The sequence below is a fragment of the Microbacterium testaceum genome (genome assembly GCF_003075375.1).
Classification (GTDB): Bacteria; Actinomycetota; Actinomycetes; order Actinomycetales; family Microbacteriaceae; genus Microbacterium; species Microbacterium testaceum_E.
On the sequence record NZ_QDFT01000009.1, the window covers coordinates 40,589 to 54,382 of the forward strand.

At 70.7% G+C, this 13,794-nt stretch carries 10 protein-coding genes; 7 read left to right on the forward strand and 3 right to left on the reverse strand.

Annotated features, from left to right (window positions below):
• Window positions 1-44: 44 nt before the first annotated feature.
• On the reverse strand, window positions 45-3,944 hold the full coding sequence (locus DC432_RS05505; protein ID WP_207770758.1) for a glycoside hydrolase: 3,900 nt from the start codon (window positions 3,942-3,944) through the stop codon (window positions 45-47).
• A gap of 212 nt (window positions 3,945-4,156) precedes the next feature.
• On the reverse strand, window positions 4,157-5,200 hold the full coding sequence (locus DC432_RS05510; protein ID WP_165801189.1) for a LacI family DNA-binding transcriptional regulator: 1,044 nt from the start codon (window positions 5,198-5,200) through the stop codon (window positions 4,157-4,159).
• A 110-nt stretch (window positions 5,201-5,310) separates the two neighbouring features.
• Here DC432_RS05510 and DC432_RS05515 point away from each other — a divergent pair, with 110 nt between their 5' ends.
• The 7 genes from DC432_RS05515 to DC432_RS05545 all read left to right on the forward strand — a co-directional run bounded on the left by DC432_RS05515 (window position 5,311) and on the right by DC432_RS05545 (window position 13,177).
• Window positions 5,311-6,234: a carbohydrate ABC transporter permease gene (locus DC432_RS05515; protein WP_116537015.1), complete on the forward strand. Its 924-nt coding sequence runs from the start codon at window positions 5,311-5,313 to the stop codon at window positions 6,232-6,234.
• A 122-nt stretch (window positions 6,235-6,356) separates the two neighbouring features.
• Complete coding sequence (locus tag DC432_RS05520; RefSeq protein WP_108318357.1) at window positions 6,357-7,166, forward strand: carbohydrate ABC transporter permease; 810 nt, start codon at window positions 6,357-6,359, stop codon at window positions 7,164-7,166.
• An 88-nt stretch (window positions 7,167-7,254) separates the two neighbouring features.
• Window positions 7,255-8,604, forward strand: coding sequence for an ABC transporter substrate-binding protein (locus DC432_RS05525; protein WP_116537016.1), 1,350 nt, complete (start codon window positions 7,255-7,257; stop codon window positions 8,602-8,604).
• A gap of 75 nt (window positions 8,605-8,679) precedes the next feature.
• Window positions 8,680-10,200: an alpha-N-arabinofuranosidase gene (locus DC432_RS05530; protein ID WP_116537017.1), complete on the forward strand. Its 1,521-nt coding sequence runs from the start codon at window positions 8,680-8,682 to the stop codon at window positions 10,198-10,200.
• 14 nt (window positions 10,201-10,214) lie between these two features.
• Window positions 10,215-11,936, forward strand: coding sequence for a glycoside hydrolase family 35 protein (locus DC432_RS05535; protein WP_116537018.1), 1,722 nt, complete (start codon window positions 10,215-10,217; stop codon window positions 11,934-11,936).
• Between the two features lie 234 nt (window positions 11,937-12,170).
• Window positions 12,171-12,740, forward strand: a complete 570-nt coding sequence (locus DC432_RS05540) for a pyridoxamine 5'-phosphate oxidase family protein (protein WP_116537019.1) — start codon at window positions 12,171-12,173, stop codon at window positions 12,738-12,740.
• Entirely contained in the window at window positions 12,737-13,177 is a 441-nt protein-coding gene (locus DC432_RS05545; RefSeq protein WP_108317093.1) for a cupin domain-containing protein, read from the forward strand. The genes DC432_RS05540 and DC432_RS05545 overlap by 4 nt, the downstream gene beginning before the upstream one ends.
• 13 nt (window positions 13,178-13,190) lie before the next feature.
• Here DC432_RS05545 and DC432_RS05550 read toward each other — a convergent pair whose 3' ends face one another.
• A complete protein-coding gene (locus DC432_RS05550) occupies window positions 13,191-13,760 on the reverse strand; it encodes a CGNR zinc finger domain-containing protein (RefSeq protein WP_116537020.1) in 570 nt (189 codons plus the stop codon).
• Window positions 13,761-13,794 lie beyond the last annotated feature (34 nt).

The window sequence follows — 13,794 nt, forward strand, 5'->3', positions numbered from 1 at the left end:
CCGCGCCGGTCGCCTTCGAACGATCCGACGCGGCCCTCTGACGTTCAGACCCGCGAGCGGCGGCGGCGCAGCACCACCGCGCCCGCACCGGCCAGCAGCAGCACGAGGGCGGTGATCGCCGTGGCCGTCACGCCTTCGGCGTTCAGACCCGTCGCCGCGAGAGGCCGACCCGAGGCCTTTCCGGCCGCGTCGGTCGCGCCCGGAGTGCCCGCCCCGGTACCACCGCCCGTTCCCGTGCCGGTCCCCGCGCCGGGGGCGCCCGCGCCCGGGGCGCCCGTGCCGGGGGTCACGCCGCCGGAACCGCCCGTGTCGGGAGTGCCGCCGTTCGACCCACCCGTGCTCGGGTCGACCACCGCGGCCGGGACCAGCACGCCCGAGCGGCTCTTACCGTCCTGGAACCCGGATGCCGTCGCCGTCACCGCGACGCTGATCTCGCGACCCGCGTCCGCGGCGGTCAGCGCGTAGGCGTCGGCCGTGGCGCCGTCGATCGGCGATCCGTCGCGCAGCCACGCGAAGGCCAGGACGGCATCCGCGGGATCGGTGGTCGCCGTGGCCCGCACGGTCGATCCCACGCGCGGCTCTCCGGTGACGACCGGAGTGCCCACGCCCACGGCACGGTTCACCGTCACCGTGTACGTGCGCGCCATCCCGTCGGGGGCGGTCACCTCGACCGTGCCAACGCCGCCGACCGCACGTGCGGCCGGATCGGTCGCGCCCGGCTGCGTGACGACGACGCGTGCGTCCTCGTCCACGGCGAGCGCGTGCAGGCTCGGCCAGGCCGCCCCGGTGGAGGTGACCGTGTACGCGAGGGTGTCGGGGTCGAAGCCCGCGACGGGCTCGTCGCCGACCGTCAGCCGCGCCAGATCGGCGATGCCGGCGGGGGCGGGGGCGGCCGCGTAGATCTCGACCTCGGACACGATCATGTGCGTCTGCGGGCGCGCGGTCATGACCACGCGCACCTCGTCGGCCGCACCCGTGAGCGGCACGCTCACGCGCGGCGCACCGCTCGCGGGATCGGGAACCGGCGTGGCCGCGCCCGGCACCCACTCGCCGTCGGCGAGACGGTGGTCCACCCGGATCGAGGTGGGCCAGCTGAGGGTCGCTCCGTCGCGGTAGAACTGCACGTCGACGTGCGTGAGCGTCTCGCGCTGGGCCAGACGGTAGCTCAGCGTGTCCTGCTCGTTCTTGGTGCCCGAACGCCAGTTCGACCATCCCTTGTCGGTCATGCTGCCATTGATGGTGTTGCGGACGTCGTACTGCGCGCTCTCGGTGAACGTCGCTGCCGGCTGGCTCTGCGGGGCGACGTTGTGCTCCGAGGCGGCCGTGACGATGACCGTCAGGCGCGCCGGCAGTTTCTCGCCGCTGGGCCCCGTCGCCACGCCGGCGACCTCGACGGTCCCCGGTGCCGCGAACGACGCGTCACTCAGTCCGTCCCAGCTCCACACGACGGGCACCCCGTACCCCGCGCCCGAGGGGCGCAGTTCGGCCTGGACCTCGGCATCCGCCTGCTTCTGCACGGTGCCGAGGGCGCTGCCGGCGGGGACGGTGACCGACGCCGGCCGCGTCGCGGTGAACGCGCCGACCTCAACCGTCGCGGTCGCCTCGAAGGGCGCTCCGAAAAGGTCGGTGCCGGTGCCGCGTACCTGGACCGTGCCGGGGCGCGAGAAGTCCACGCCCTCGAGCTGCCACGTCACCGCGGCGCTGCGCGGCGTCGAACCGCCGTAGCGCAGGGCGACCGTCTCGGGCAGCGTCGGCGTGACGCCGACAGCGGTGGCGACCGAGACCGGCTTGGCGCCGACGACGGCCGTTCCGGCGATGCGCCACTGCTGATTGCCGCCGCCGTTGGACGTCCACAGACCGACCGCCGCCCCGGGCGTGGAGCTGCCGCCGTTGACGTCGAGCACGCGTTCGGCCGCGACGTTCAGGACCGAGTAGTACGTGCCGTCGACGGTGGATGCCATCCACTGCAGGGAGGGGTCGGCCGCCGCCGCGGTCAGGTCGGCGTCGACGAGCGCGGTGCCGCCGCCCCGTGAGGCGAGGAACTTCCCCGTGCCGTTCTGCAGCGTGAAGCGGTGCCGGTTGGTGCCCTCACCGTCGATCGTGCGCACGGTCCAGGACTGCGCGCGCGCAGCCTCGGCCGTCGTGGCCGGGGCCCGGACGGCCAGGGTCGACGACGCGTCGAGGGCGAGGCCGCTCTGCAGTCCCGTCAGCTGAACGGTCCGACCGTCGCGCAAGGCGGCGGCGTCGGCGGAGACACCCGAGACCCCGTCGATCTGGAAGGTCACCACCGACTTCGCGGGGATGGTGAGGGTGGCGGTGCGGGATGCCGTGTCCACGGCGACCGGTTCTCCGCGCACGAGCGCGTTCGAGGACGGCGCCTCGACGGTCGACTGGGTCGTCACGATCGGGGTGACCGTCGCCCCGGGAGCGATCGCCCCGAAGTCGCGCAGGTCGATCTCGACGGTGCGGTCCGCGTCCTCGGCGTTGACGTGGACGATGGTCGCGCCCGTGCCGTCGGCGTCGAGCGCCGCGGTGGACTGCGCGTCGTCGGTCGCCATCAGGTGCGCCCCGGGTGTGATGAAGTGGGTGAAGTTGCGCACGGTGTTGAACTTCTCGTTGGTCAGCACCTTGCACGAGGGGTCGGCCTCGCCGTCCGCGATCCGTCGCTCGGACTCGCCCTCGGCGTTGCAGTCGAAGTCGATGAAGACGCTGCCCCAGTTCAGCTTCTCGACCTTCTCCATGTTGTAGAGGTCTTCGACGGGCTGCCAGAACACCCACGCGTCCGGCTCGAGCTCGCGCAGGTCGCCCACGATGTGCTGCGCCATGCCGATGCCGTTGTCGATGTCGTTCGTGACGAAGCCCTTGTCCTGCGCGGTCCAGTTGCCCTCGACCTCGCTCATCCACAGCGGCTTGTCCGCGGCCTTGGCGATGTCACGGACCACCGGACGCCCGTCGGTGCCGTAGGTGTGGACGTTCAGCTGGTCCACGAGCGCCTTGGACTGCGCCGACCACGCGTTCCAGTTGGTGGCGAAGATGCCGGGGTTGGTCTCGTCCATCGCCGAGATGACGGCGTCGGTCGTAGTGCTCGGCTGCGCCAGACGCGCCGCGAGCGCTTTGACCATGGCATCCTGCGCCTGCGGTCCGATGTGAGCGCCCTCTTGACGTCCACCGGTCGGCCAGGTCGCGCCGTCGGGGATCTGCGTCGACCAGTAGTTGGTGTTGGGCTCGTTGAACGGATCGATCGTGTCGAAGGTGATGCCGTGCTTCTTCTCGAGCTCATCGACGACGGTGACGAGGTAGCCGGCGAACTTGTCCATGTCGGCCGGGGCGAGTTGCTCGCTGGTGGCGTTGTTGATGCCTCCCGAGGCGTAGCCGCTCTGCGTGAGGAAGTACGGCGGCGAGTTGCTGAACGCCTCCCAGTGGGTGACCTTGTTCTTCAGCGCGTCGAGCCACCAGCGCTGACCGGCATCGGCGTCGAAGTCGTACGAGGCGGGGTCGTCCGGATTCCAGGCCGCCTTGTAGCGGTCGCGATCGGCGTAGGTCGAGGTGATCGGCCCGTTCGCGTCGCTCGCGGCGAGGTCGGGGTTCCAGAATCCCGGCACCGCTCCACCCGGGCGCAGGTACGAGGGAACGTCGGTGGCGTTGCCGCCACCGATGTTGTACCGGGCGATGTTGAGGTTGAGCCCGTCGTCGCCGAACACGGCGTCGTAGAGCTTCTGCCGGACGTCGGCGGGATAGCCGCCGGTCGCGTTAGCGAACCAGACGAGGCTCGTGCCCCACCCCTCGAAGGGCTTCTCGGACGCGGTGGCGGGATTGGGGGTGATGCGCACGGGCGCGGACCCGGCCGCGTGGGCCGGAGGGGGTGCCACGGCGGCCGCGGCTCCGAGCGCGCCGGCGGCCAGGGCCACGGCGCAGGTCATCGACAGCAGTCGAATCGACGTCATCGTCATTCCGATCCGGTCGCATCGGCGCGACCTCGGTGGGGGCGTGTTGACGTCAACATGTTGACGTCAACAGCGAGCCTACGGGAGAGCCGACCGCCGCCGCAATGCCCGGGCGGCGCGAGCCCGCCCGGGGCGGAAGGCGACCGCACGGGCACGGCTCCGCGGTCGCCGAGCGCTGAGACCGCCTCGGGGTCGGGCGACGGCGGCCCGGCTCAGCGCGGGCCGGAGCTCGCCCGGACGACGAGCGACGTCGGCACGAGGGTGCGGGCGTGCTCGCCACCCGGCCCCTCGATGTCGGCGATCAACGCGCTCATCGCCTCTTCGCCGACGCGTTGGAAGCGCTGGCGGACGGTGGTCAGCGGCGGCCAGAAGTTGGCCGCCTCGGGCATGTCGTCGAAGCCCACGACGCTCACCTGGCCGGGAACCGCCCGCCCCGCCTCGTGCAGGGCGCGGATGACGCCGAGCGCCATCTGGTCGTTCGCCGCGAACACCGCGGTCACCTCGGGCCGCACCGCCAGCTCTGCGCCGATGCGGTGGCCCGACTCGGCCGTCCAGTCGCCGATCTGCACGTCGGGGACGCGGCATCCCCGATCCTCGAGGGCCTCGCGCCAGGCGATGCGGCGACGCTCGGCGGCGAAGGACTCGGGCGGACCCGACACGTGCCACACCGTCTCGTGGCCCAGATCGAGCAGGTGCTCGGTCGCCAGCCGGGCCCCCTGCGCCTGGTCGTTGTCGACGACGGCGTAGGGGTAATCAGCGCTCGAATCGACGACCACGACCGGAAGACCCGAGGGGATCGATAGCTCGTTCTCACCCAGCCGGTGCGTCTCGATGAGGATCACGATGCCGTCGACCGCGTGCTCGCGCAGGCGCAGGAACGCCCCCGACACGTCGGACTGCGACGCCGACTGCACGGTGATGAGGGTGATCGAGTAACCGGATGCCGCGGCAACCGACGCCAGAGCGTCGAGGGTGCGCGTGTTGCCGTACGAGCTGAGCGAGAACATGATGACGCCGATGCTGCGGAACCGGCCCGATCGCAGCGCGCGGGCGGCGCTGTTGGGGCGGTAGCCGAGCGTGGCCATCGCGTCCAGGACGCGCTGGCGGGTGTCGGGGTCGACGTTCGCGCGTCCGTTCGCGACGCGCGAGACGGTCTGTCCCGACACGCCGGCAGCCGCGGCCACGTCGGCCATCGACACCTCTCGTCGGCGTTCGCGCGTCGGGATCGCGGTCGACGTCGTCGTCGTCTCGCTCATGTCGGCCCCCTCGGATGTTGACGTTGACACCCTAGCGCGGTCGGGTTATGTTTACGTCAACATCCCGGCCAACCCGACCGGGATGCGCACCAATGAAGAGGCACCGGACGATGACGACCACCGCGGCACCCCCGCCCGCCCTGCGCACTCCGCGGCGCAAGCGGCGCGCACGAATCGACGACCGCGGCTGGCTGTTCGTCGCCCCCTTCGCGCTGATCTTCGCGCTCGTGTTCCTGGCGCCGCTGGCGTACTCGATCTACCTGAGCCTGTTCCGCGATCAGCTCATCGGCGGCAACGCCTTCGTGGGTCTCGACAACTACGTCACCGCGTTCGCCGACCCGAAGTTCTGGGACGGCTTCGGTCGCGTCGGGGCCTTCCTCGTCGTCCAGGTGCCGATCATGCTGGTGCTCGCCCTGGCCGCAGCCCTGGCGATCGACAGCGCACGGCTGCACGCCGCCGGCTTCTACCGCATCGTGATCTTCCTGCCCTACGCCGTGCCCGCCGTCGTCGCGGTGCTCATGTGGGGCTACATCTACGGCGACCAGTTCGGCCTCACGCGCAACCTCAACGACCTGCTCGGCGGTACCTACGTCCAGCCCTTCCTCCCCGAGTGGATGCTGCTGTCGATCGGCAACATCGTGACCTGGCAGTTCGTGGGCTACAACATGCTCATCTTCTACTCGTCGCTGAAGACCATCCCCACCGAGCTGTACGAAGCGGCATCCATCGACGGAGCGGGCGCGTGGCGCACGATCTTCTCGATCAAGATCCCCGCGGTGCGCGGCGCGATCGTCATCGCGACCATCTTCTCGATCATCGGCAGCTTCCAGCTCTTCAACGAGCCCAACATCCTCAAGCCGCTGGCCCCGAACACGATCTCGACGTTCTTCACGCCGAACATGTACGCCTACAACCTCTCGTTCGCCGGCCAGCAGTACAACTACGCGGCCACGATCGCCATCATCATGGGCGTCATCACCGCCGTCATCGCCTACGTCGTGCAGCTGCGCGGCTCACGTCAGGAGGCGCGATGACCACCGCGACCGCACCCCGCACCGACACCGTCGCCGTGACCACCTCGCGAGGCACCGGCCGCGCCCGCTTCGCGCGCACGTCGCCGACCCGCAGCAAGAAGTCGCTGGTGCTCAGCATCGTGATGGGCCTGTACCTGCTGTACACGCTCGTGCCCCTGGCGTGGCTGGTCATCAACGCCACGAAGACCCAGCCCGACCTGTTCACCACCTTCGGCCTGGGCCCGGGCAACAGCTTCGCGCTCTTCGACAACATCGCGCAGACCCTGACCTACCGGGACGGCATCTTCGTCCGGTGGCTCGGCAACACGCTGCTGTACGTCGTGGTCGGCGCCGGCGGCGCGACGCTGCTCGCCACCCTCGCCGGATACGGTCTCGCCAAGTACAACTTCCGCGGGCGCAAGGCCGTCTTCGCCGTGGTTCTCGGCGCGATCGCCGTCCCCGGCACGGCCCTGGCGGTGCCGACGTTCCTGCTGTTCAGCCAGCTCGGCCTGACGAACACCCCGTGGGCGATCATCATCCCCTCTCTGATCAGCCCGTTCGGGCTGTACCTGATCTGGGTCTACGCCTCGGACGCGATCCCCACCGAGCTGCTCGAGGCCGCCCGCATGGACGGAGCGGGCGAGTTCCGCACGTTCTTCACCATCTCGATCCGGCTGCTCACCCCCGGCATCGTCACCGTGCTGCTCTTCGCGGTCGTGGCGACGTGGAACAACTACTTCCTCCCGCTGATCATGCTGAGCGACCCGGCGTGGTACCCGCTCACGGTCGGCCTCAATCAGTGGAACGCGCAGGCCATCGGCGTCGGCGCGCAGCCCATCTACAACCTCGTGATCACCGGAGCACTGCTGTCGATCATCCCGATCGTCGCCGCGTTCCTCGTGCTGCAGCGCTTCTGGCAGTCGGGCCTGAGCGCCGGCAGCGTCAAGCAGTGATCCCCTGACCCCCCACCGCAGCAACCCGCCCGCGGGTCGCCGCAGCAGCATCCGCACCACATCCACAACAACGAAGTAGAGGAATCCGATGACATTCATGCGCAAGGGCTCCGCCGTCCGGCGGACCGTCTTCGCCGTCGCCGCCACCGCCCTGACGGTGGGCGCACTGACCGCGTGCTCGGGCGGCAACGCCGGCGGCGGCGCGGCCGGTTCGGCCGACGACATCGAGAAGGCGCTCGAGGCCGGCGGCGAGATCACGTACTGGTCGTGGACGCCCTCCGCCGAAGCGCAGGTCGCCGCCTTCCAGGCGAAGTACCCGAACGTCAAGGTGAACCTCGTCAACGCTGGCACCAACACCGAGGAGTACACCAAGCTGCAGAACGCCATCAAGGCGGGCTCCGGCGCCCCCGACGTGGTGCAGATCGAGTACTACGCCTTCCCCCAGTTCGCACTCTCGGACTCGCTGCTCGACCTGTCGTCGTACGGCTTCGGCGATCTCTCGGGCGACTACAGCTCGGGCCCGTGGGGCTCGGTCGAGTTCGACGGCAAGATCTACGGTCTTCCGCAGGACTCGGGCCCCATGGCCCTCTTCTACAACAAAGAGGTCTTCGACCAGGCCGGCATCTCGGCCCCCAAGACGTGGGACGAGTACTACGCGGCAGCGCAGAAGCTGCACGCGGCGGACCCGTCGAAGTACATCACCGCCGACACCGGCGACTCGGGCTTCGCGACCAGCATGATCTGGCAGGCCGGCGGCACCCCGTTCAAGACCTCGGGCACCGACGTCACGATCGACCTGCAGGACGAGGGCTCGAAGAAGTTCGCCGACAATTGGAACCGCCTCGTCGAGGGCGGCCTGCTCGCCGACACCCCGGCGTGGAGCGACGAGTGGTTCAAGGGGCTCGGCGACGGCTCGATCGCCTCGCTGATCACGGGCGCCTGGATGCCGGGCGTGCTGGAGTCGTCGGTCAAGGACGGCTCGGGCAAGTGGGCCGTGGCCCCCATCCCCACCTATGACGGCACGGCGGTGACCGCCGAGAACGGCGGCGGCGGCCAGGCGGTCGTCAAGCAGAGCAAGAACCCGGCTCTGGCGGCCGGCTTCCTCAAGTGGCTGAACAACGACGAGGAGAGCCTCAAGATCTTCGCGGAGTCCGGCGGCTTCCCCTCCACCACCGCGCAGCTCAGCGACCCCGCTTTCGTCGAGCAGGAGTCGAGCTACTTCGGCGGCCAGAAGATCAACGAGGTGCTGACGCAGGCCTCGAGCGAGGTCCGTGAGGGCTGGAGCTACCTGCCGTTCCAGGTGTTCGCCAACAGCATCTTCAGCGACACGGTCGGCCAGTCCTACGCATCGAAGAGCGACCTCAACACCGGTCTGACGACCTGGCAGGACCAGCTCGTCCAGTACGGCAACGACCAGGGCTTCTCGGTCAACAAGTAACAATCCGCGCGGGGGCGGGTCGCATCTGTTCGTCTGCGACCCGCCCCCTTCCCTTCCCCGCGAGGAGACACCCGAATGACCTCCCCCACCCGCATCGTCGTCGATCGCTCCGCGACCGGTGCCCCGGTTCCGCGCCGCCTGTTCGGCTCGTTCGTGGAGCACATGGGCCGCTGCGTGTACGACGGCATCCATTCCCCCGGGCACGGTACGGCGGACGCGGCGGGCTTCCGCGCCGACGTGCTCGAGCTGGTGCGCGAGCTGGGGGCGACGGTGGTGCGCTACCCCGGCGGCAACTTCGTCTCGGGCTACCGGTGGGAGGACGGCGTCGGACCGCGCGAGGCGCGTCCGGTGAGACTGGATGCCGCGTGGCACAGCACCGAGACCAACCAGGTGGGGCTGCACGAGTTCGCCGAATGGGCGGATGCCGCGGGCCTGGAGGTTATGGAGGCGGTCAACCTCGGCACGCGCGGCGTCGCCGAGGCCGCCGACCTGCTCGAGTACGCCAATCACCCCTCGGGCACCGCCCTGAGCGAGCGCCGTCGCGACAACGGGCGCGACGAGCCCTTCGGCATCCGTCTGTGGTGCCTGGGCAACGAGATGGACGGCCCGTGGCAGATCGGGCACAAGACCGCCGACGAGTACGGCCGCCTCGCGGCCGAGACCGCGCGCATGATGCGCTTCATCGACCCCGACGTCGAGCTGGTCGCCGCCGGCAGCTCCAACCACGAGATGCCCACCTTCGGCGAGTGGGAGCGCACGGTGCTGCGCCACACCGCGGGCCTGATCGACCACATCTCGGTGCACGCGTACTACGAGGAGGACCCCGCCGATCCGGCGAGCTTCCTCGCGAGCGGCGCCGCCCTGGACCGTTACATCGGCGATGTCGTCGACATCATCGACGCCACCGGCGCAACCGCCCCCGACGGGGGTCTCATCGGCATCAGCGTCGACGAGTGGAACGTCTGGAACCAGACCCGCTGGAACGAGGTCGACAAGCCCCGCGTCTTCACCGGCGACTGGCCGATCGCGCCGCGCCTGATCGAGGACGACTACACCGTCACGGACGCCGTCGTCGTTGGCTCCCTGCTGATCACCCTCATCCGCCGCTCCGACCGGGTGTCGATGGCCAACCTCGCGCAGCTCGTCAACGTCATCGCCCCCATCCGCACCGAGCCCGACGGCGGTCCGGCGTGGCGGCAGAGCACCTTCCACCCCTTCGCGCTCACCGCGAAGGCGGCGACCGGGCACGTCGTCCTCCCCCGCGTCGACGGCGCCCGCATCGACACCGCCCGCCACGGAACGGTGGATGCCGTCGACGCCGTCGCCACCGTGGACGGCGACACCGTCGCGGTGTTCCTGGCTCACCGCGACCTCGAGCAGTCCACGGCCGTCGAGCTCGATCTGGGGCGCGTGACCGACGTCGAGGCCGTGGTCGTCACGGTTCCGGACGGCGGCGACCGTCACACCACCAACTCCGCCGACGCCGAACCCGTCGCCCCGACCGCGCTGCCGGTCGAGGCGGGAGCCGACGGCATCCTGCGCTTCACCCTTCCCGCCCTCGCCTGGCTGCGCCTGACCGCGCGCCTGACCGACTGATACCGAAAGACATCGTGACGACCTTCTCCCTCGGCGAGACCGACTTCCTGCTCGACGGACGACCCCACCAGGTCATCTCGGGAACGCTGCACTACTTCCGCATCCACCCCGAGCACTGGGCGGACCGCATCCGCACCGCCAAGGCGATGGGCCTGAACACCATCGAGACCTACGTCGCGTGGAACGCGCACGAGCCCGTCCGCGGGGAGTGGGATGCCACGGGCTGGAACGACCTGGGCCGCTTCCTCGACCTGATCGCCGCCGAGGGACTGCACGCGATCGTGCGCCCGGGACCGTACATCTGCGCGGAGTGGCACAACGGCGGGCTGCCGGTATGGCTGACCTCGACGCCGGGGATCGGCATCCGTCGCTTCGAACCGCGGTTCGTGGAGGCGGTGTCGGAGTATCTGCGGCGCGTGTATGAGATCGTCGCTCCCCGTCAGATCGACCGCGGCGGCAACGTCGTGCTCGTGCAGATCGAGAACGAGTACGGCGCCTACGGCTCGGACAAGGACTACCTGCGCGAACTCGTGCGCGTGACGAAGGACGCCGGCATCACCGTGCCGCTGACCACCGTCGACCAGCCGATGCCGTGGATGCTCGAGGCGGGGAACCTGCCCGAGCTGCACCTGACCGGCTCGTTCGGCTCGCGCTCCGCCGAGCGCCTCGAGACCCTCCGCCAGCACCAGCCCACGGGACCGCTCATGTGCAGCGAGTTCTGGGACGGCTGGTTCGACTGGTGGGGCAGCATCCACCACACGACCGACCCCGCGGCATCCGCCCACGATCTGGATGTGCTGCTCGCGGCCGGCGCCTCGGTCAACATCTACATGGTGCACGGCGGGACGAACTTCGGCACCACGAACGGCGCGAACGACAAGGGCCGTTTCGACCCCATCGTCACCTCGTACGACTACGACGCCCCGATCGACGAGTCCGGCCACCCGACGGCGAAGTTCCACGCGTTCCGCGAGGTCATCGCCAAGTACGCGCCCGTGCCCTCGGACGTTCCCGGTCCCCGGCCCGAGGCCCCCGTCCTCGAGGTCGCCCTGTCGGGCGAGGGGGATTGGATGCCGGGCGCCGCCCCGACGGCGATGGCCGACGACCCGCCGAGCTTCGAGCAGCTCGCGCACCTCGGCCCGCTCGTGCGCTACGACGTCGCGCTGCCCGCGTTCACCGGCCCCGCGGCCCTCGTGTTCGACGAGATCCGCGACCTGGCGTGGGTGCACGTCGACGGCACGCCCGTCGGCCGCCTGTCGCGGACGCTGCACGAGCGCGCTCTGACCATCCCGGCGGGCGCGCGCCTGACGGTGCTGGTCGAGGACCAGGGTCGGGTGAACTACGCCGACCGTCTCGGTGAGGCGAAGGGACTCATCGGTCCGGTCACGCTGAACGGCGAGCCGCTGACCGGATGGACGGCGACCCCCGTCGCCCTCGAGGCCGCCACGGGAAGCGGGACCGGCGCGTTCGGTCGCGCTCTCCTGCGCGGGTCCTTCGACCTCGACGCCCCCGCGGACCTGTTCCTCGACACGCGCTCGTGGGGCAAGGGCTACGCGTTCGTCAACGGCTTCTTCCTTGGCCGGTACTGGAACAACGTGCCGCAGAACACGCTCTACGTGCCCGGCCCCGCCACCCGCGCCGGTGCGAACGAGATCGTCGTGCTCGAGCTGGAGCACGCGGTCGAGCCGGTCGCGCGGTTCGTCGCCGAACCGTCGTTGGGGCAGCTCGAGGAGTAGCCCGTCACGGGAACAGGCGCGTGCGCCAAGAACAGGCCGATCCCTCGCGGGTCGGCCTGTTCTCGTGGCATCCCCTGTTCTAGTGGCGCCCCTCCCGCCCGGCGGCCGACCCAGGGCCCGCGCGGCCACGCCCGCGCGCGAGGCGCCGGTTCCTGTCGCTCCCGAAGCGCCGGAATGCCCGATCGTGGCGCCTCGCACGGGAGAGTCCGGGCTCGGGAGGAGCAGGATGGGGGCATGACGATGGCTGCGTGGCTCCGGTCGATCCCTTCGCTCACGGGGACTCCCCCCGAACGGGATGCCGCGCCGCTCCCCGACGCACCGGAGGCGCTGTTCGAGCGGTGGATCCGGCAGGCCCTGGACGCCGGCGTCGTCGAAGCGCACGGCGCGACCCTCGCGACGGTCGATGCCGACGGCATCCCGGATGCGCGCACGCTGATTCTCAAGGATCTCGGCCCGGAGGGGTGGGCCTTCGCCGGCCCGCGCGCCTCCGCCAAGGGGGCGCAGCTCGCGGCACAGCCCGCCGCGGCGCTGAACTTCTGGTGGCCCGCGGTCCTGCGAGCCGTGCGCGTGCGCGGGCGGGTGGTCGAAGCGTCCGCCGAAGACAGCGCCGCCGACCTCGCCGCCCGGTCCGCCGCCGCCCGCGACGGGATCGAGCCGGGCGCGTGGGTGCTCTGGCGACTCGTCCCCGACCGCGTCGAGTTCTGGCAGGGCTCCCCCGACCGTCGGCACCTGCGCACGATCTACCGTCGCACCGCAGACGGCTGGCAGCGGACAGACCCCGCGAACGAGAGCGAGAACCGATGAGCGACTACGAGATCACCGAGATCGGTGGGCTGGACGACTGGCGCGACCACTTCGGCGGGTTCGCCCCGGCCCGCTCCCGCGACGGGCGACGCGTCGTCGACCAGGAGCTGACCATGCAGTTCATCGGGATGACGGCGAACGCGCTCCTCCCCGGAGAGGAGGCGGGCTACTGGCACCGGCACACCCGGGTCGAGGAGCTGTACGTCTTCCTCGAGGGGCGCGGCCAGATGGGTCTCGACGACGACGTGATCGACGTCGGCCCCGGCAGCGTCGTGCGGGTCGGTCAGAACGTCTGGCGCACGTGGCGCGCGACCCCGGACGGGGAGGGCGAGCTGCGGTGGCTCTGCATCCGCGCGGGCGGCGAGGCTCTCCCACCCCTGCCCGACGACAGCTCGCGTGACCCCGAACGCCCGATGCCGTGGGGCGACCGGGCCTGACGGCGGTTCGGCGTCAGGCGCGCGTTCGCGCGTGGTGGCGCTTGACGCGGTTGCGGTTGCCGCAGCCCGCGGCGGTGCACCAGATGCGGTTGCGCCGAGGAGAGGTGTCGAGGTACACCCAGCCGCACGCGTCGTCGCCGCACTGTCGCGCCGCGCGCAGATCCGAGGTCAGCAGGTCGTGGGCGAGCAGGGCGATCGCCGCACGCGGACCGGTTCGATCGGCGGGCGGATGCCAGTGCCACCGGTCGCCGTCACGGTGCAGGCGCGAACGGCTGAGGGCGTCGATGTGCTCGCGGGCGATGAGGGCCACGGCATCCGGAGAGTCCTCGAAGACGGCCTCGTAGACGGCTTCGCGGAGCGCGAGGATTGCGGTGTGTTCCGGGGCCGCCGTCTCGCGCGCGGCGGACGCGAGAGCGCGGAGGGCGTCGGAGTCGACCAGGTCGATCTCGGCGCACCACTCGAGCACCGCCTCGACGTCCGGCAGCGTGTCGATCGCGCGCGCGTCGTCGAGGCGCCAGTGCACCGTGTCGACGAGGTCGAAGGCCGGGTGGCCCCCGACGCGGGGAAAGGTCGTCGCGCCCATACTCGACAGCGTAATGCGCGAGACGGTCTTGACG

Bases quoted from the DNA above. Each gene is read 5' to 3' on its own strand.
- DC432_RS05510 (WP_165801189.1), bottom strand. From the start codon at position 5,200: ATGAGCGAGACGACGACGACGTCGACCGCGATCCCGACGCGCGAACGC.
- DC432_RS05515 (WP_116537015.1), top strand. From the start codon at position 5,311: ATGACGACCACCGCGGCACCCCCGCCCGCCCTGCGCACTCCGCGGCGC.
- DC432_RS05505 (WP_207770758.1), bottom strand. From the start codon at position 3,944: ATGACGTCGATTCGACTGCTGTCGATGACCTGCGCCGTGGCCCTGGCC.
- DC432_RS05545 (WP_108317093.1), top strand. From the start codon at position 12,737: ATGAGCGACTACGAGATCACCGAGATCGGTGGGCTGGACGACTGGCGC.
- DC432_RS05540 (WP_116537019.1), top strand. From the start codon at position 12,171: ATGACGATGGCTGCGTGGCTCCGGTCGATCCCTTCGCTCACGGGGACT.
- DC432_RS05530 (WP_116537017.1), top strand. From the start codon at position 8,680: ATGACCTCCCCCACCCGCATCGTCGTCGATCGCTCCGCGACCGGTGCC.
- DC432_RS05525 (WP_116537016.1), top strand. From the start codon at position 7,255: ATGACATTCATGCGCAAGGGCTCCGCCGTCCGGCGGACCGTCTTCGCC.
- DC432_RS05550 (WP_116537020.1), bottom strand. From the start codon at position 13,760: ATGGGCGCGACGACCTTTCCCCGCGTCGGGGGCCACCCGGCCTTCGAC.
- DC432_RS05520 (WP_108318357.1), top strand. From the start codon at position 6,357: ATGGGCCTGTACCTGCTGTACACGCTCGTGCCCCTGGCGTGGCTGGTC.